Raw genomic sequence first — 16,390 nt, forward strand, 5'->3', positions numbered from 1 at the left:
CTGGGCCGCGAGGGCGTCGGGGCCGCCGGCCGGAATCGGCCCGCCGCGCTCCTCGGCCCCGGTGCGCAGGGCGTCGAGGACGGTGTCGAGGCGGGGGCGACGGCCGGGAGGGCGGCGCGGGACCGGCGTCAGGCGGAGCGGACGCGCAGGGCCCGGGCCAGGTTGTCGAGCTGGTCGACCAGCTTGCGGCGCAGGGCGGGGACGATGGCCGGGTCGTCGATGCCGGCGTGCCCGGCCCGGAGGTTGTCCTCGTCGACGGCGTGGCCGGGGAAGGCGTAGCGGCCCGCGGCTTCGGCGATCGCGGGGCCGCGGCGGGCGCCGAGGGCGATGGCCTCGGTGTAGAAGCGCGGGACGTACTCCCGTACGAGCTCGGCCTGTTCGGGCTGCCAGAAGCCCTGGGCGGTGGCGCTGAAGAGGTAGTTGGAGAGGGAGTCGTCGTGGAAGAGGCGCTCCCAGGCGGCGGCCTTGGCCTCGGCGGTCGGGAGGGCGGCGCGGCAGCGGGCGGCGCCCTCCTCGCCGGTGGCGCTGGGGTCGGCGGCGAGGGCCGCGTCGATCTCGCGCTCCCCGACGGCGCCGAGGACGGACAGCCGGGCGAGGATGCGCCAGCGCAGCTCGGGGTCGAGTTCGGGGCCGCCGGGCACGGTGTCGTCCTCGAGCCAGGCGGCGAGGGTGTCGGGCTGGGTGGCGGCGTCGACGAGGGCGCGTACGGCGGCGAGCCGCAGCCCGGGGTCGGATCCGTCCTCGGTGCGCCGCAACAGGGCGCGGGCGATGGAGGTGAGGGTGGCGAGGGCCTCGGTGCGCTCCTGCGGGGCGAGGTAGCGGTCGGCGATGTGGAGGCGGGCGAAGGCGAGGACGCCCTGGACGATGGCCAGGTCGGCTTCCTCGGGCAGGTGCGCGTCCGCGGTGGCCAGGTAGGCGGCGGGTGCCAGTTCGCCGTCGCGGACCATGTCGCGCAGGGAGTTCCACACGACGGCCCGGGTGAGCGGGCCGGGGATGGCGGAGAGCCCCCGCAGGGCGGTCTCGACGGAGGTCTCGTCGAGGCGGACCTTGGCGTAGCCGAAGTCTCCGTCGTTGAGGACGAGGAGGGCCGGGCGGGCGCCGCTGACGGAGACGATCTCGTCGGAGGGGACGTCGAGGGTGAGGAGTTCGCGCGGTACGAGGGTGTTGTCGGGGTCGCGGTCGAAGAGGCCGACGCCGATGTGGTGGGGGCGGGTGCCCTGGCGGTCGACGGTGAGGGTCCAGCCGCCGTGGCTCTCCTCGATGCGCGGGGTGAGGGTGTCGATGCCGGTGGTGCGCAGCCAGATCTCGGCCCAGCCGTGGACGTCGCGGTCGGTGTGCGCGGCGAGGGAGTCGACGAAGTCGGCCAGGGAGGCGTTGGCGAACTTGTGGCGGGTGAAGTGCGTGTTGATGCCGGCGAGGAAGTCCTTCTCGCCCAGCCAGGCGACGAGTTGGCGCAGCGCGGAGGCGCCCTTGGCGTAGGAGATGCCGTCGAAGTTGAGGAGGGCGCTGGCCGTGTCGGGCACGGCTTCGGGGTCGGGGGCGACGGGGTGGGTGGTGGGCCGCTGGTCGGCGTCGTAGCCCCAGGACTTGCGGGTGACGCCGAACTCGGTCCAGGTGCCGGTGAAGCGGGTGGCTTCGGTGAGGGTCTGGTAGCCCATGTACTCGGCGAAGGACTCGTTCAGCCAGATGTCGTCCCACCAGCGCAGGGTGACGAGGTCGCCGAACCACATGTGGGCCATCTCGTGGGCGATGACCATGGCGCGGGTCTGGCGTTCGGTGTCGGTGACGGCGGAGCGGAAGACGAACTCGTCGCGGAAGGTGACCAGGCCCGGGTTCTCCATGGCGCCGGCGTTGAACTCGGGGACGAAGGCCTGGTCGTAGGAGTCGAAGGGGTAGGGCTCGGAGAACTTCTCGTGGTAGCGGTCGTAGCAGTCGGTGGTGATGGAGAGGATTTCCTCGGCGTCGGCGTCGAGGTGCGGTGCGAGGGACCGGCGGCAGTGGATGCCGAAGGGCAGTCCGGCGTGCTCGGTGCGGATGCTGTGCCAGGGGCCTGCGGCCACGGCGGCGAGGTAGGTGGAGATGACGGGGGTGGGGGCGGACTTCCAGATGCCGGCGCCGTCGCCGTCGCGCTCGCCGACGCGCTCGGTGATGCCGTTGGCGAGGACGGTCCAGTGCGCGGGGGCGGTGACGGTGAACTCGAAGACGGCCTTGAGGTCGGGCTGGTCGAAGGCCGGGAAGACGCGCTGGATGTCGTCCATGAACATCTGGGTGTAGACGTACGCCTCGCCGTCCGCGGGGTCGGTGAAGCGGTGCAGGCCCTCGCCGGTGCGGGAGTAGCGCATGCGGGTGGCGATGCGCAGTTCGTGGGCGCCTTCGCCGAGGCCGGTCAGGGGGAGGCGGTTGTCTTCGAGGCCGGCCGGGTCGAGGGGGCTGCCGTCGAGTTCGGCCCAGTGCAGTTCGTCCGGTTTCAGCTCCACGAAGGTGTCCGCGGCGGTGCGCGCCGTGAACCGGATGGCGGTCGTGGATTCGAAGGTGTCTTCGCCGCCGGTGAGGTCGAGGGTGACGGCGTAGTACTGGACGTCGATGAGCCGGGCTCGGAGCTGCGCTTCGTTGCGCGTCAATGCGGACATGGGGCCCATGCTGCCCGACGGGCGGGCCCCGGTCGTCGGGCACCCGCCTGCCGCCCGCCTACTCTTCGCCCGCGGCGATCGTCTCGTGGTGGCGGATGACCTCGGCGATGATGAAGTTGAGGAGCTTCTCGGCGAACGCGGGGTCGAGTTTGGCGTTCTCGGCGAGCTGGCGCAGGCGGGCGATCTGGTTGGCCTCGCGGGTCGGGTCGGCCGGGGGCAGCTGGTGCCTGGCCTTGAGGTGGCCGACCTGCTGGGTGCACTTGAAGCGCTCGGCGAGCATGTGGACCACGGCCGCGTCGATGTTGTCGATGCTGTCGCGCAGGCGGGCCAGTTCGGCGGCGACGGACTCGTCGACGGCGCCGGGGGTGGCGGGGGCGCCGGGGGTGGCGGTGGCTGCGTCGGCGGCTTCGTCGGGGGCGCTGTTGTTCATGGTTCCCGAGAATACGTGGCGGGCGCGTGTGGTTCCTCGGCGAGCCGATCCGTGAGACGGAGGACACCGTTCAGAGCGGCAGGACGGCCGTGACCAGCCAGCCTCCCTCCGGGGCGGGGCCCGCCGTGAGGGAGCCGCCGAGGGCCTCGGCGCGCTCCGCCATGCCGACGAGGCCGTAGCCGCCGCCCCGGGCGGTCTCGGAGAGGCGGGCCGGGCGGCCTCCGTCGTCGGCGATCCGGATCTCCAGTCCGGCGGGGACGGTCCGCAGGCCGACGCGGACGGCGGTGGCGGTCGCGGCGTGCTTGGCCGTGTTGGTGAGGGCTTCCAGGACGATGCGGTGGGCGGTGGCGGCGACGTCGCCGGGGAGCCGGTCGGCCAGTCCTTCCTCCACGTACAGGGCGACGGGCGGGCCGGTGGCGGAGAACCGGTCCGTGAGCGTGCGGATGTCGGCGAGGCCGGCGACGGGGGCGGTGCCGGGGCGGCCGCCGCCCGCGCCGGGCGGATGCTCCTCGCTCTCGCGGAGGATCTTGACGAGGCGGCGCATGGAGCCGAGGGCCTCGTCCCCGGCGGTTTCGATGCGGCCGAAGATCTCGGCGGCCCGTTCGGCGGAGACCTGCGTGAAGCGGGCGGCGCGGGCCTCCACCACGATGCCGGTGACGTGGTGGGCGACGAGGTCGTGGAGCTCGCGGGCGAGCTCCAGGCGTTCCGCGGTGCGTACGGCGCGCAGCTCGCGCACGCGCTGGACGGACTGCAGGCGCAGCAGGAGCGAGTACGCGCCGACGACGACGGCCAGGACGGAGAACAGGAGCGTGAAGCGGCCGGGGTCGGTGTCGCGGACGGGCACGGCCATGCAGCCGAGGCCGAGGAGCGGGCCGAGGACGGCGGCGGTGCGGGCGGGGGCGCGCAGCAGGACCTGGGAGAGCAGGACGAGGAGGGCGATGGCCTCGCCGCCGCCCCAGACGACGAGGGGGTGGTTGCCGAAGATCAGCAGGAGGGTGACGGTCCAGGTGACGGCGGCGGCGAACCAGGCGCGGACGAGGAGGGGGACGGCGGGCCAGGGCGCCGCGCTGAGGCAGACGAGGATGCCGGAGATCCACACGGCGGCGTGCGGGAGGCTGGGCTGGCGGGCGAGGACCACGCCCTCGAAGGTGACGAGGGCGAGCAGGACGAGGGAGAGGGTGAGCCGGATCCCGTCGGCGGTGTGGGGATGGCGCCGGGCCCAGGAGGCGAGCGGGCTCACGTCGGGGGCGTGACCAGGCCGGACTCCCAGGCCCAGGCCGCGATCTCCACCCGGTTGCGGACGTCGAGCTTGGTCTGGACGTTGGCCAGGTGGGTTTTGACCGTGGACAGGGAGACGAACAGCTCCCCCGCGATCTCGGCGTTCGTCCGGCCGCGGGCCACGCACCGTACGACGTCCTGTTCGCGTTCCGTCAGGGGCTCGGAGGGCCGCCGGGCGGTGTGGGCGGCGGTGGCCCGGGGGGCCATTTCGCGCAGCAGCCGTACCGTGATGGCGGGAGAGACGAGGGAGTCGCCGACGGCTGCCGCGCGGACCGCCTCAACCAGCATCGCGGGGCTGGCGTCTTTCAGGAGGAAGCCCGATGCTCCTCCGTGGAGCGCGGAGTGGACGTACTCGTCGAGGTCGAAGGTGGTGACGATCACGATGCGCGGACCGTCCCGGCCGGCGAGCCGGCGGGTGACTTCGAGGCCGTCGAGCTTCGGCATGCGGATGTCGAGCAGGAGGACATCGGGCCGGTGTGCGGCGACGGCCGCGAGCGCGGCCTCGCCGTCGGGGGCGTCGGCGACGACCTCGATGTCCGGCTGGCTCTCGAGGATCATCCGGAATCCGGTCCTGACCATCTCCTGGTCGTCGGCGATGACCACTCTGATCGCCATGCGCTGCCTGCCCCACTGTCGCCCGCTGCCTGTGCCCCTCCATGGGACCGGCGGGTGCGTCGGCCCGCAACCGGGCGGGGCCGGGCCGGCGGGGTGCCGGCCGTGTGCCACTGCGGCCGACCTTACGGACGTACGGCGGGCGGCGCCTCGTCCTTCCGGCCCGGGTGTGCTCGGCCGGAAGGACGAAGCGCGGGGCTCAGAGGGTCGCGGCCGCGTTCTTGATGGCCGTGGCGAAGGTGGAGACCTCGGTGTAGACGCCGGGGAAGTTGGGCCGGGCGCAGCCCTCGCCCCAGCTGACGATGCCGACCTGGATCCAGGCGTTGTTGTTGTCGCGGCGGAACATCGGGCCGCCCGAGTCGCCCTGGCAGGTGTCGACGCCGCCCTGGGGCAGTCCGGCGCAGATCTCCTCGCCGGGGACGAGGTCGCTGCCGTACGAGCTCTGACAGCTGGCGTCGGAGACGAACGGCACGGTGGCCTTCATCAGGTAGCGCTGCTGGCCGCCGCCCTCGCGGGTGGCGCCCCAGCCGGCGACGGTGAAGGTGCCGTTGTCGAAGGCCTTGGTGTCGGCGATCTTGAGGGTGGGCAGGTTGATCGGCTTGGCGAGCTTGATGAGGGCCCAGTCCTTGCCCTTGCCGTTGTAGCCGGGGGCCTGGAGGACCTTGGTGGACTTGACCTTGATCGCGCTGGAGCTGTTGAGGTCGACGACTCCGGCGGTGGCGGTGATGGAGGTGTTGTTCCCGGAGCCGTTCACGCAGTGGGCGGCGGTGAGGACGATCTGCTGGGTGTAGAGGGCGCCGCCGCAGCCCATGGAGAGGCGGACCATGAAGGGGAACTCGCCCTGGGCGGCGCGGGTGCCGCCGACGACGGGAGCCTGGGAGGCGTTGGCCGCACCGGGCTGGAGGCTGACGGCGGCGAGCGCCACCGCGCCGACGGCGAGGGTGCGCTTGAGGACTGCGGCAAGGGTGGACACGGTCAACACACTGCCTTTCGTGGGGGGTTGGGCTGTGCGCGTCATCGGGTGAATGACACGTACATGTCACACCCGTCACTCGCCGGGCATCAAGAAGGCGTTTTCGGACAACCTGTGCGGCGCCGCGCGGTGCGGGGGCCGGCATGACGCGAAACGGTCGGCGCACCAGCCCCGTGGAGCACGGATTTCCGCATCTCGACACCGTCCGCACCGCGATCACGGCCCTGTTCCGACGGCTCTCGTACGAGGGGATCCGGTCCTACGGCACGAGCTTCTCCCCCGCCGACGCCGCCTTCGCGGCCGACGAGGACCTCCACCTCGGCGCGCACCGCGTGGCCGCCGCGATCGTGCGCGCGCTGCGGCTGCCCGACGCCCGGATGGTCGTCTGCTTCCGGACGATGGAGGAAGCGGCCACCGTCGAACTGACCGCGGGGCCCGAGTACTTCATCGAGGCCAACGACCGCTTCCGCACCCACCGCCGCGATCTGGCGGCCGCCCTCGCGCACGAGGTCACGCACGTCCTCCTGCACCGGCTCGACCTGCGCTTCCCGGCCACCGCCGACAACGAGATCCTCACCGACACCGCCGCCGCCTACCTCGGGACCGGCTGGCTGCTCCTCGACGCCTACCGGGAGGACGAGCTGACCCACCAGAAGCTCGGCTACCTCACCCCCGAGGAGTTCGGCTACGTCCTCGCCCGGCGCGCCCTGCTGCTGGGCGAGGACCCGTCCCCCTGGTTCACCAGCCCGCAGGCGTACGAGGCGTACCTGCGCGGCCGCGCGCTCGCCGAGCGGGAGCTGCGCCGGGCCCCCCTGGCGGCCGCGGACCGGGCCGGGCGGCGCCGCTACGCCCGGGACCGGCGGGCGGGCACCGCCGCGCCGGGGGCCCCGTACCGCTTCGATCCGGACCCGGCGGGGGGTGTGCGGGTGGGCTTCCCGTGCCCGGTGTGCGGGCAGCGCCTGCGGCTGCCGGTGCGCGGGCCGGTGCGGGCCCGGTGCGGGCTGTGCCGCACGGTGCTGGACTGCGACACCTGACCGGGGGCCGGGGCCCGGCGGACGCGGGGCGGATGACGGACAAGTTGTCGCGTTGAGAGCGGTTCAAACCGCGGCCGGCATGGGTAGTCATATCCCATCGCACGAGTGAAGGATCCGGCCCCGACCCCCCCGCCAGGGGGCCGGGGCCGTTCCTGCGTCACGGCCCCCCGCGCCCGTCACCGAGGACCCCTCACGCCGTCACCGGCTCGGCGGCCGGAGCCGGTTCGGGGGACACCGCCGTGCGCGGCAGGGCCAAGCAGAGCACCGCGCTGAGCAGGAAGCCGGCGCTCACCCAGGGCATCGCGGTGGTCAGTGCGTGCGTGGGGCCGCCGTTCGCGAGGGCGCCGAAGAAAACGCTGCCGATGACGGCCGCGCCCAGCGCTCCGCCGAACTGCTGGGCGGTGGAGAAGATCCCGGAGGCCCCGCCCGCGATGTCGGCGGGGACGGCGGACAGCACGACGTTCACCAGCGGCACGACCAGGAAGCCGAGCCCGGCGCCGGCGACGAGCAGCCCCGGGACGAGCGGCCACGCCCCGGTGTGCGCGGCGCGGGCCGCGGAAGCGGCGTACCAGACACCGGCGAACCCGCCCGCCATCAGCAGCGCGCCGCCGGTGAGGACGAGGCGGCCGAAGCGGACGGCGAGGGAGTCGGCGGCGGGGGCCGTCAGGAAGCCGCCGACGGAGAAGGCGACGGTGAGCACGCCCGCCTGCATCGGGGTGTAGCCCTCGCCGCCCTGGAGCCAGATCGCGAAGACCAGGAAGAAGCCCTGCATGCCGACGGCGAACAGCAGTTGGACGGCGAGGCCGATGGAGAAGGCGGGCAGCCGGAAGGCGCGCGCGGGCAGCAGCGGCACGGTCGCCGTCCCGCGGCGGCGGGCTTCGAGGGCGCCGAGGCCGACGACGGCGAGGACCCCGGCGCCCAGGCACAGCCAGCCCCACAGCGGCCAGCCGTTCGCCTCCCCCTGGACGAGCGGCAGCACGATGGCGCTCAGCGCGGCGGCCAGGACGAGGCTGCCGGCCAGATCGGGCCGGCCGGCGCCGCGCTCGCGGGTGGCGGGGACGAGGGCGGCTCCGGCCAGGCAGGCGGCCACGGCGACCGGCACGTTGACGAGGAAGATGGACCGCCAGCCCCAGCCGAACGGGTCGGCGTCGGTGAGCAGGCCGCCGAGCAGCAGTCCGACGGCGGAGGCGAAGCCTCCGACGGCCCCGTACACCCCGAAGACGGAGCCGCGCTCCTTGCCCTGGAAGAGGGTGCGGAACGAGCCGAGCACCTGGGGCATCAGCAGGGCGGCCATGACCCCCTGCACGGCGCGGGCGGCGATCAGTTGGCCGGGGCTCTGGGCGAGGCCGCAGCCGAGGCTGGCGAGGCCGAAGCCGGCGGTTCCGGCGAGGAAGAGGGCCTTGCGGCCGTACCGGTCGCCGAGGTGCCCGGAGACGATCAGGGTGGCGGCGAAGCCGAGGAGGTAGGCGGAGACGAGCCACTGGAGGGCGCTCTGCGAGGCGTGCAGGTCCCGGCCGATGGAGGGGATGGCGACGTTGACGACGGTCACGTCGAGCAGGTCCATGAGCGCGGCGACCATCATGACGGCGGCGGCGGCCCAGCGGCGCGGATGGGGGACCGGAGCCGGGTTCGGGGGCAGGGGCGGGGCGGGCGCGGGCGCGCTCATGGCGGACCTCCACAGATATTTCGTTCGGACGAACGAAAGACTGGCACGGAGGCGCGCGAGATCACAAGTCTTTCGTTCGCACGAACTAAATACTTGGTACGGTGGGTGCATGACCGACATGGCCGACGAGAAGGACCCCCGCCGGGAAGCGGTGCTGGCCGAGCTGAACCGCACGGGCCGGGAGACGAGCGCCGCGACCGTGGTCTTCCACGAGGCGGCGGCGGCGAAGCAGGGCCTCAGCGCGACCGAGACGAAGACCCTGGACCTGCTCATGCGGCGCGGGCCACTCACGGCGAAGGAGCTGTCCCAGCACTCGGGGCTGGCCCCGGCCTCGGTGACGGGCCTGGTCGACCGGCTGGAGCGCAAGGGCTGCGTCCGCCGGGTCAAGCACCCGACGGACAAGCGGCGGGTCCTGGTGGAGGCCCTGCCGGAGCGGCTGGAGGAGATCCGGCCGGTGTTCGACGACTGGGCCCGCGAAGTGGCGGAGCTGTGCGACGAGTTCACGACGGCGGAACTGGAAACGGTGATCCGCTTCCTCCGCGGCTCCAACACCCGCCAGCTGCGGGCGGCGGCCCGCCTCACGGAGTCCTGACCCGCCCGGCGGGGCCCGGCCGGGCGCCGTCACCAATGGCAGGGCGCGGTCAGGTCCCCGATGGAGTCGGCCAGTTCGGCGGGGCGGGCGGGCCAGCCGGTCCGGTGCCAGTGGGCGATGCGCCACGCCAGGCGGCGCGGCCACACCGGGGTCTGCGGCAGGTCCGCGACGGGCACCCAGACCGGGATGCCTCCGTAGGTGTCGAGGGTCTCGGGCAGGCCGAGTTCACCCTCGGCGTCGAGGGTGAAGTAGTGCTCGCGGCGGCCGTCCTTCCAGACCCGGGCGACCTCGGCGACCACCGCGCCGGCCAGTCCGGACTCCTCACGCAGCTCCCGTACGGCCGCGGCCCGCGGGCTCTCCCCCGCCTCGACCCCGCCGCCGGGGATCTCGTAGTACGCCTCGTCGGTGAAGTGGATGAGCAGGATCCGCCCCTCGCGGATGACGATCGCGCCGGCGCGGACCCGTACGGGCGCGCGGGCCGCCGGATCGTCGAACGCCACGTACGGGGGCGGCGCTCCCTGCGCCCAGCCGCGCAGGACCGCCTCGGCGGAGCCGACGGGGCGGATCCGGGCGTGCAGGGCTTCGGCCAGCGGCAGGACGCCGGTCGCGGGCGCCGCGCCGACGCCCGGTCCGGCCTGTTCCCGCGTCTGCGTCTGTTCCTGCGTCTGCGCCTGTTCCTGCGTCTGCGCCTGCCGCTGCCCCCGTGTCCCGGCTTCCGGGAGCACGTAGTACACGCCGTCCGCGTCCTGGCCCCGCGTCAGATGCAGCCCGTCCGCCTCGATCCGCACGCCGACGGTGCGGGGGTCGCTGTCCACCGCCCGAGCGTACGCACACCGCCACCGCCCCGGCCAGCCCCGCGGCCCGCTACTGCGCCCCGTAGACCGGGTGCGGGGGTTCGGACTCCGCGAGGAGTTTCGTCGCCGCCTCGCCCGCCTCCGCCGGGGTCCAGCGGGCTCCGCGGTCCGCGGTCGGGCCCGGGCGCCAGCCCTCCATCACCGTGATCCTGCCCCCCTCCGCCTCGAAGACCCTGCCCGTGACCCCCGCCGAGGCGTCCGAGCCCAGCCACACCACCAGCGGCGACACGTTCTCCGGGGCCATCGCGTCGAAAGCGCCCGCGCCCGGCTCCGCCATCGTCTCCGCGAACGTCTGCTCCGTCATCCGCGTCCGCGCCGCCGGGGCGATCGCGTTGACCTGGACCCCGTACCGGCCCATCTCGGCCGCCGCGACCAGCGTCATGCCGAGGATGCCGGCCTTCGCCGCGCTGTAGTTGCCCTGCCCGACGGAGCCCAGCAGGCCCGCCCCCGAGGAGGTGTTGACCACCCGCGCCGCCACGGCCCGGCCCGCCTTCGCCTCCGCGCGCCAGTGCGCCGCCGCGTACTTCAGCGGCAGGAAGTGGCCCTTCAGGTGCACCCGCATGACCGCGTCCCAGTCCGCCTCCTCCAGGTTCACCAGCATCCGGTCCCGCAGGAACCCGGCGTTGTTGACCAGGGTGTCCAGCCGGCCGAACGCCGAGAGCGCCGCCCCGACCAGCGAGGACGCGCCCTCCGGGGAGGCGATGTCCTTGCCGTGCGCCACCGCCTGGCCGCCCTGCGCCCGGATCTCCGCGACCACCTGACCGGCCGGGCTGTCCTCCCCCGGCTCCCCGTCCAGGCCCACCCCGAGGTCGTTGACCACGACCTTGGCCCCCTCGGCCGCGAAGGCCAGCGCGTGGGCCCTGCCCAGCCCCCGTCCCGCGCCCGTCACGATGACCACTCGACCCTCGGCAAGTCCCATCTCAACTCTCCTTGTTGACCGTTGCCGCATCCAGAAATGCCGGGCGCTCCCCGCCGCCGTGCACGAGCAGGCTCGCCCCGCTGACATACCCCGCCCGGCCCGAGGCAAGAAACACCGCCGCGGCCCCGATGTCCGAGGGCTCCGCCAGCCTGCCCAGCGGAACTGTCGCCCCGACGGCCGCGATCCCCGCCTCGTCCCCGTAGTGCAGGTGCGCGAGCTCGGTCCGCACCATGCCCAGGACCAGGGAGTTCACCCGTACCTCGGGCGCCCACTCCACGGCCATGGAACGGGCCAGGTTCTCCAGCCCGGCCTTCGCCGCCCCGTAGGCCGCGGTCCCGGGCGAAGGCCGGGTCCCGCTGATGCTGCCGATCATCACCACCGAGCCCCGCGTCTCGCGCAGCCGCGGGTAGGCCGCAAGCGAGGCCGTCATGGGCGCGATCAGGTTCAGCCCGACCACCCGTGCGTGCCGCTCCGCCTCGCCCTCCCCCAGCAGCCGGTACGGGGTGCCGCCCGCGTTGTTGACCAGGCAGTCGAGCCGCCCGTGCCGCTGCTCGACCGCCCCGAAGAACTCCCCGACCGCGGCCGGATCGCGCAGGTCCAGCGCGGCGAACGAGGCCGTGCGGCCGTCCGCGGACACCGGCTCGGGCGGTGGGCGGCGGGCGCAGACGACGACCTCCGCGCCCGCTTCGAGGAACGACCGGGCGATGCCGGCACCGACCCCGCGGGTTCCGCCGGTGACGACGACAACCCTCCCGTCGAGCTCCATGGGCTGCTACCTTCCTCACCTAACAAATGTTTGGTGGAAAGGTAGCTGATCCTCTCATGGGTGTCTCCACCTCAAGCCCCGACAAGGGCGTCGCACTGGTCACGGTCGACTTCCCGCCCGTCAACGCCCTTCCCGTACAGGGCTGGTACGAGCTCGCCGACGCCCTGCGCGCCGCCGGCCGCGACCCCGCGACCCGGTGCGTGGTCCTGGCCGCCGAGGGCCGCGGCTTCAACGCCGGCGTCGACATCAAGGAGATGCAGCGCGACACCGGCCACGGCGCCCTCATCGGCGCCAACCGCGGCTGCTACGAGGCGTTCGCCGCCGTGTACGACTGCGAGGTGCCCGTCGTCGCGGCCGTGCACGGGTTCTGCCTGGGCGGCGGCATCGGCCTCGTCGGGAACGCCGACGCGATCGTGGCCAGTGAGGACGCGGTCTTCGGGCTCCCCGAGCTCGACCGGGGCGCGCTGGGAGCCGCCACCCACCTGGCCCGCCTGGTCCCCCAGCACCTGATGCGCGCCCTCTACTACACCTCCCGCACCGCGACCGCCGCCGAACTGCACGCGCACGGCTCGGTGTGGAAGGTGGTGCCGCGCGCGGAGCTGCGGGACGCGGCGCTGGAGCTGGCCGCGGAGATCGCGCGGAAGGACGGCTACCTGATCCGGCTGGCCAAGGCGGCCATCAACGGCATCGACCCCGTCGACGTACGGCGCAGCTACCGCTTCGAGCAGGGGTTCACCTTCGAGGCCAATCTCAGCGGTGTCGCGGACCGGGTCCGCGACACGTTCGGAGGGTCCGGGCAGTCCGCGGCGGGAGCGACCGCAGGGAAGGAGCGCTCATGACCGACAAGACGATGACCCCCGACGAGGTGGTCGGGCGGCTGCGCAGCGGGATGACCCTCGGCATCGGCGGCTGGGGGTCGCGGCGCAAGCCCATGGCCCTGGTGCGGGCACTGCTCCGCAGTGAGATCACCGATCTCACCGTGGTCGCGTACGGCGGCCCCGACGTCGGCGTGCTCGCGGCCGCCGGCCGGATCCGCCGGCTGATCGCCCCCTTCGCCACCCTCGACTCGATCCCGCTGGAGCCGCACTTCCGGGCCGCCCGCGAGAGCGGCGCCTTCACCCTCACCGAGTACGACGAGGCCATGTTCATGTGGGGCCTGCACGCCGCCGCCAACCGGCTGCCCTTCCTCCCCGTCCGGGCCGGCCTCGGCTCCGACGTCATGCGGGTCAACCCGGAGCTGCGGACCGTCACCTCCCCCTATGCCGACGGGGAGGAGTTCGTCGCCGTCCCCGCCCTGCGCATGGACGCCGCCCTCGTCCACCTGAACCGGGCCGACCGCCTCGGCAACGCCCAGTACCTGGGCCCGGACCCCTACTTCGACGACCTGTTCTGCGAGGCCGCCGACGCCGCGTACGTCTCCTGCGAGCAGCTCGTGGAGACCGCCGAGCTCTCCAAGGCCGGGCCCCCGCAGTCCCTGCTGGTCAGCCGGCACTCCGTCACGGGCGTCGTCGAGACCCCGAACGGCGCGCACTTCACCTCCTGCGCCCCCGACTACGGGCGCGACGAGGCCTTCCAGAAGCTGTACGCGGCCACCCCCTGGCCGGAGTTCTCCGCCCGCTTCCTCTCCGGCGGCAGCGAGCACGCCTACCAGTCGGCCGTCCGGGCCTGGCACGAGGAGCAGCGGTGAGCGCATCGAGCACGGCCGGCGGCACGGCGGACAGCACGGGCGGCACGGCGACGGGCGTCTCCCGGGCGGAGTACTGCGTGATCGCCTGCGCTGAGGCCTGGCGCGGAAACGGGGAGGTGCTCGCCAGTCCGATGGGCCTGATCCCGTCCTTCGGGGCCCGGCTGGCGAAGCGGACCTTCTCCCCCGACCTCCTGCTGACCGACGGCGAAGCGATGCTCGTCGGTCTCGACGGGGAGACGGAGGGCTGGCTCCCGTACCGGCGCCACCTGACGATGGTCACCGGCGGGCGGCGGCACGTGATGATGGGCGCCAGCCAGATCGACCGCTTCGGCAACCAGAACATCTCCTGCATCGGCGACTGGGCCCGGCCGGCCCGCCAGCTCCTCGGGGTGCGCGGAGCGCCCGTCAACACGCTCAACAATCCGGTCAGCTACTGGATCCCGAGGCATTCGCCGCGGGTGTTCGTCGAGCGGGTGGACATGGTGAGCGGGGTGGGCCACGACCGGGCGGAAGCGGCCGGGGTGACCCGCTTCCACCGGCTCCCGCGGGTGGTCAGCGACCTCGGCGTCTTCGATTTCGCCGGCCCGGACCACACGATGCGCCTGGCCTGCGTCCACCCCGGCGTCACCGTCGAACAGGTGCGGGCCGCCACCGGGTTCGCCCTCGCGGTCACCGGCGAGGTTCCGTACACGCGGGAGCCGAGCGCCGAGGAGCTGCGGCTGATCCGCGAGGTGATCGACCCGAAGGGGCTGCGCGACCGGGAAGTGCGGGCCTGAGGCGATGCAGACGGCATTCACCGAGCTGGTCGGGGTCCGGCACCCGATCGTGCAGACGGGCATGGGCTGGGTGGCGGGCCCCCGGCTGGTCTCGGCGGCCGCCGACGCGGGCGCCCTGGGCATCCTGGCCTCGGCGACGATGACCGTGGACGAGCTGCGCGCGGCGGTCCGCGAGGTCCGCTCCCGTACGGACGCCCCGTTCGGGGTGAACCTGCGCGCGGACGCGGGGGACGCGGCCGAGCGGGTCCGGTTGATCATCGACGAGGGGGTGCGGGTGGCCTCGTTCGCGCTCGCCCCGTCGAAGGAGCTGATCGCCCGGCTCAAGGACGCGGGCGTGGTGGTGATCCCCTCGATCGGGGCCCGCCGGCACGCCGAGAAGGTCGCGGCGTGGGGCGCCGACGCGGTGATCGTGCAGGGCGGTGAGGGCGGCGGGCACACCGGGGACGTGGCCACGACGGTGCTGCTGCCCCAGGTGGTCGACGCGGTGGACATCCCGGTGGTCGCGGCGGGCGGCTTCCACGACGGCCGCGGACTGGTCGCCGCCCTGTCGTACGGGGCCGCGGGCATCGCCATGGGCACCCGCTTCCTGCTGACCTCGGACTCCACCGTCCCCGACGCGGTCAAGGCCCGGTACCTGGCCGCCGGGGTCAAGGACGTCACGCTCACCACGGCCGTCGACGGGCTGCCGCACCGGATGCTCCGCACCGAGCTCGTCGCCTCCCTGGAGCGGGCGGGCCGTACGCGGGCCCTGGCCCGGGCGGTCCGGCACGCGGCCGCCTTCCGCAAGCTGTCGGGGCTGTCCTGGCCGCAGATGGTCCGTGACGGCCTGGCGATGAAACACGGCAAGGACCTGTCCTGGAGCCAGGTCCTGCTCGCCGCGAACACCCCCATGCTCCTCAAGGCGTCCATGGTCGAGGGCCGTACGGACCTCGGCGTCATGGCATCGGGCCAGGTCGCGGGGGTGATCGACGACCTCCCGTCCTGTGCGGAGCTCGTCGCCCGCGTCATGGCCGAGGCACACGGTGTGCTCGCACACCTGCAGTCGCTCGACGCCCTGCCACCACCAGGGTGACCTCCTTCTCCGTTGCAGGAGCAGCCAGATGAGCCGTGCCCGAATCCGACCGGCGATCGCGGTGCTCGCGTCCGCCCTCGCCATCGGGACCCTGCCCGCCGCGGCGCACGCCGCGCCGGCGCCCAGCACGACCGCCACCGCCACCGCCACCACCGCCGGCCGGTACCAGCAGCAGGCGGAAACGATTCGCCAAATCCCCCTCCAGGGCGCGGTCAACGTCCGCGACCTGGGCGGCTACCGGACCTGGACCGGCGGCCGGGTCCGCCAGGGCCTGGTCTACCGCTCCGACGCGCTCGGCAAGCTCACCCCGGCGGACGTCACCGCCCTCTCCGGTCTCGGCCTGGGGAAGGTCGTCGACTTCCGCATCCCCATGGAGGTCCAGTACGACGGCGCCGACCGGCTGCCCGCCGGGCTCGCCGCCACCTCCCGCCCCGTCAGCGACCTCGGGCTGTACGCAACCCTCCTCGGCGCGATATCCAGCGCAGACCCCGCCACGCAGGAGCGGATGCTCGGCGGCGGCCGCGCCGAGGCCTACATGCGCGACATCTACCGCACCTTCGTGACCAGCCCCGAGAACCGGGCGCAGTTCGCGACGACGCTGCGGGAGATCGCGGACGGCGGCCAGGGCCCGCTCCTGTACCACTGCACCTCGGGCAAGGACCGGACCGGCTGGATGAGTTACGTCCTGCTGCGCGCGCTGGCCGTCCCCGAGGACACGGCCACCGCCGACTACCTCGCGTCGAACACCTTCCGCGCCGCGTACGACGCCCAGGTGCGGGCGGGGCTGAAGCAGTCCGGGCGGATGCAGAACCCGGACCTGCTGATCCCGCTCCAGGAGGTCCGCCAGGACTACCTGGACGCGGCGACCGCGCAGCTGGCCGCGGACTACGGCGACTTCTACGGCTACCTCACGGACGGCCTCGGCCTGGACCTGCGGACGCTCGCGAAGCTCCAGACGAAGCTGGTCCGCCAGGGGGTGTCGTCAAAGTAGCTTCGTCCGCCCGCAAGGGCGGGGCCGGCGGGGTCTGGTGCGTGCGATCGCAAGGCGGAGGAGAGAGGCGACGCTCGCGTCGTCGACCGACGACAACGCGGCGAGCGCGC

Annotated in this window: 16 protein-coding genes; 7 read left to right on the top strand and 9 right to left on the bottom strand. The window is 73.7% G+C overall.

Features of this window, described 5'->3' with window-relative positions; translation table 11 throughout:
* Nucleotides 1–128 precede the first annotated feature (128 nt).
* The 5 genes from pepN to ACFYZS_RS30545 all read right to left on the bottom strand — a co-directional run bounded on the left by pepN (nucleotide 129) and on the right by ACFYZS_RS30545 (nucleotide 5,968).
* Complete coding sequence (pepN, locus tag ACFYZS_RS30525; protein ID WP_389019444.1) at nucleotides 129–2,630, bottom strand: aminopeptidase N; 2,502 nt, start codon at nucleotides 2,628–2,630, stop codon at nucleotides 129–131.
* 58 nt (nucleotides 2,631–2,688) lie between these two features.
* Complete coding sequence (locus ACFYZS_RS30530) at nucleotides 2,689–3,060, bottom strand: chorismate mutase (protein ID WP_389019447.1); 372 nt, start codon at nucleotides 3,058–3,060, stop codon at nucleotides 2,689–2,691.
* Nucleotides 3,061–3,130: 70 nt separating this feature from the next.
* Nucleotides 3,131–4,300 carry a sensor histidine kinase gene (locus tag ACFYZS_RS30535; RefSeq protein ID WP_389019450.1) on the bottom strand — a complete coding sequence of 390 codons (1,170 nt, stop codon included), beginning with the start codon at nucleotides 4,298–4,300 and terminating at the stop codon, nucleotides 3,131–3,133.
* On the bottom strand, nucleotides 4,297–4,953 hold the full coding sequence (locus ACFYZS_RS30540) for a response regulator (protein WP_389019454.1): 657 nt from the start codon (nucleotides 4,951–4,953) through the stop codon (nucleotides 4,297–4,299). The genes ACFYZS_RS30535 and ACFYZS_RS30540 overlap by 4 nt, the downstream gene beginning before the upstream one ends.
* A gap of 196 nt (nucleotides 4,954–5,149) precedes the next feature.
* Nucleotides 5,150–5,968 carry a serine protease gene (locus tag ACFYZS_RS30545; RefSeq protein ID WP_389019457.1) on the bottom strand — a complete coding sequence of 273 codons (819 nt, stop codon included), beginning with the start codon at nucleotides 5,966–5,968 and terminating at the stop codon, nucleotides 5,150–5,152.
* A 98-nt stretch (nucleotides 5,969–6,066) separates the two neighbouring features.
* On the opposite strand from ACFYZS_RS30545, the gene ACFYZS_RS30550 reads away from it, so the two are divergent.
* Nucleotides 6,067–6,957 carry a hypothetical protein gene (locus tag ACFYZS_RS30550; RefSeq protein WP_389019460.1) on the top strand — a complete coding sequence of 297 codons (891 nt, stop codon included), beginning with the start codon at nucleotides 6,067–6,069 and terminating at the stop codon, nucleotides 6,955–6,957.
* A gap of 190 nt (nucleotides 6,958–7,147) precedes the next feature.
* Here ACFYZS_RS30550 and ACFYZS_RS30555 read toward each other — a convergent pair whose 3' ends face one another.
* Complete coding sequence (locus ACFYZS_RS30555; RefSeq protein ID WP_389019463.1) at nucleotides 7,148–8,623, bottom strand: MFS transporter; 1,476 nt, start codon at nucleotides 8,621–8,623, stop codon at nucleotides 7,148–7,150.
* 109 nt (nucleotides 8,624–8,732) lie between these two features.
* Between ACFYZS_RS30555 and ACFYZS_RS30560 the strand changes: the two genes are divergently transcribed.
* Complete coding sequence (locus tag ACFYZS_RS30560; RefSeq protein ID WP_389019466.1) at nucleotides 8,733–9,215, top strand: MarR family winged helix-turn-helix transcriptional regulator; 483 nt, start codon at nucleotides 8,733–8,735, stop codon at nucleotides 9,213–9,215.
* A gap of 29 nt (nucleotides 9,216–9,244) precedes the next feature.
* Here ACFYZS_RS30560 and ACFYZS_RS30565 read toward each other — a convergent pair whose 3' ends face one another.
* The 3 genes from ACFYZS_RS30565 to ACFYZS_RS30575 are packed head-to-tail and all read right to left on the bottom strand — an operon-like array spanning nucleotide 9,245 to nucleotide 11,754.
* On the bottom strand, nucleotides 9,245–10,030 hold the full coding sequence (locus ACFYZS_RS30565; protein WP_389019469.1) for an NUDIX domain-containing protein: 786 nt from the start codon (nucleotides 10,028–10,030) through the stop codon (nucleotides 9,245–9,247).
* A 49-nt stretch (nucleotides 10,031–10,079) separates the two neighbouring features.
* Nucleotides 10,080–10,988: an SDR family oxidoreductase gene (locus ACFYZS_RS30570; RefSeq protein ID WP_389019472.1), complete on the bottom strand. Its 909-nt coding sequence runs from the start codon at nucleotides 10,986–10,988 to the stop codon at nucleotides 10,080–10,082.
* 1 nt (nucleotide 10,989) lies between these two features.
* On the bottom strand, nucleotides 10,990–11,754 hold the full coding sequence (locus ACFYZS_RS30575) for an SDR family oxidoreductase (protein ID WP_389019475.1): 765 nt from the start codon (nucleotides 11,752–11,754) through the stop codon (nucleotides 10,990–10,992).
* Nucleotides 11,755–11,810: 56 nt separating this feature from the next.
* On the opposite strand from ACFYZS_RS30575, the gene ACFYZS_RS30580 reads away from it, so the two are divergent.
* Genes ACFYZS_RS30580 through ACFYZS_RS30600 form a run of 5 tightly spaced genes read left to right on the top strand, consistent with a single transcriptional unit; the run spans nucleotide 11,811 to nucleotide 16,280 of the window.
* The gene (locus ACFYZS_RS30580; RefSeq protein WP_389019478.1) at nucleotides 11,811–12,593 is read left to right on the top strand and encodes an enoyl-CoA hydratase family protein; all 783 of its coding nucleotides are present in this window, start codon (nucleotides 11,811–11,813) and stop codon (nucleotides 12,591–12,593) included.
* Nucleotides 12,590–13,441 carry a CoA transferase subunit A gene (locus ACFYZS_RS30585; protein WP_389019481.1) on the top strand — a complete coding sequence of 284 codons (852 nt, stop codon included), beginning with the start codon at nucleotides 12,590–12,592 and terminating at the stop codon, nucleotides 13,439–13,441. The genes ACFYZS_RS30580 and ACFYZS_RS30585 overlap by 4 nt, the downstream gene beginning before the upstream one ends.
* On the top strand, nucleotides 13,438–14,217 hold the full coding sequence (locus ACFYZS_RS30590) for a CoA-transferase subunit beta (protein ID WP_389019484.1): 780 nt from the start codon (nucleotides 13,438–13,440) through the stop codon (nucleotides 14,215–14,217). Before ACFYZS_RS30585 ends, ACFYZS_RS30590 begins: the two co-directional genes overlap by 4 nt.
* Nucleotides 14,218–14,221: 4 nt before the next feature.
* Nucleotides 14,222–15,289: an NAD(P)H-dependent flavin oxidoreductase gene (locus ACFYZS_RS30595; RefSeq protein ID WP_389019487.1), complete on the top strand. Its 1,068-nt coding sequence runs from the start codon at nucleotides 14,222–14,224 to the stop codon at nucleotides 15,287–15,289.
* 28 nt (nucleotides 15,290–15,317) lie between these two features.
* Entirely contained in the window at nucleotides 15,318–16,280 is a 963-nt protein-coding gene (locus ACFYZS_RS30600) for a tyrosine-protein phosphatase (protein WP_389019490.1), read from the top strand.
* The last annotated feature ends 110 nt before the right edge of the window (nucleotides 16,281–16,390 follow it).

Origin of the sequence: Streptomyces sp. NPDC001903, assembly GCF_042891345.1 — a bacterium.
Taxonomy (GTDB): Bacteria; Actinomycetota; Actinomycetes; order Streptomycetales; family Streptomycetaceae; genus Streptomyces.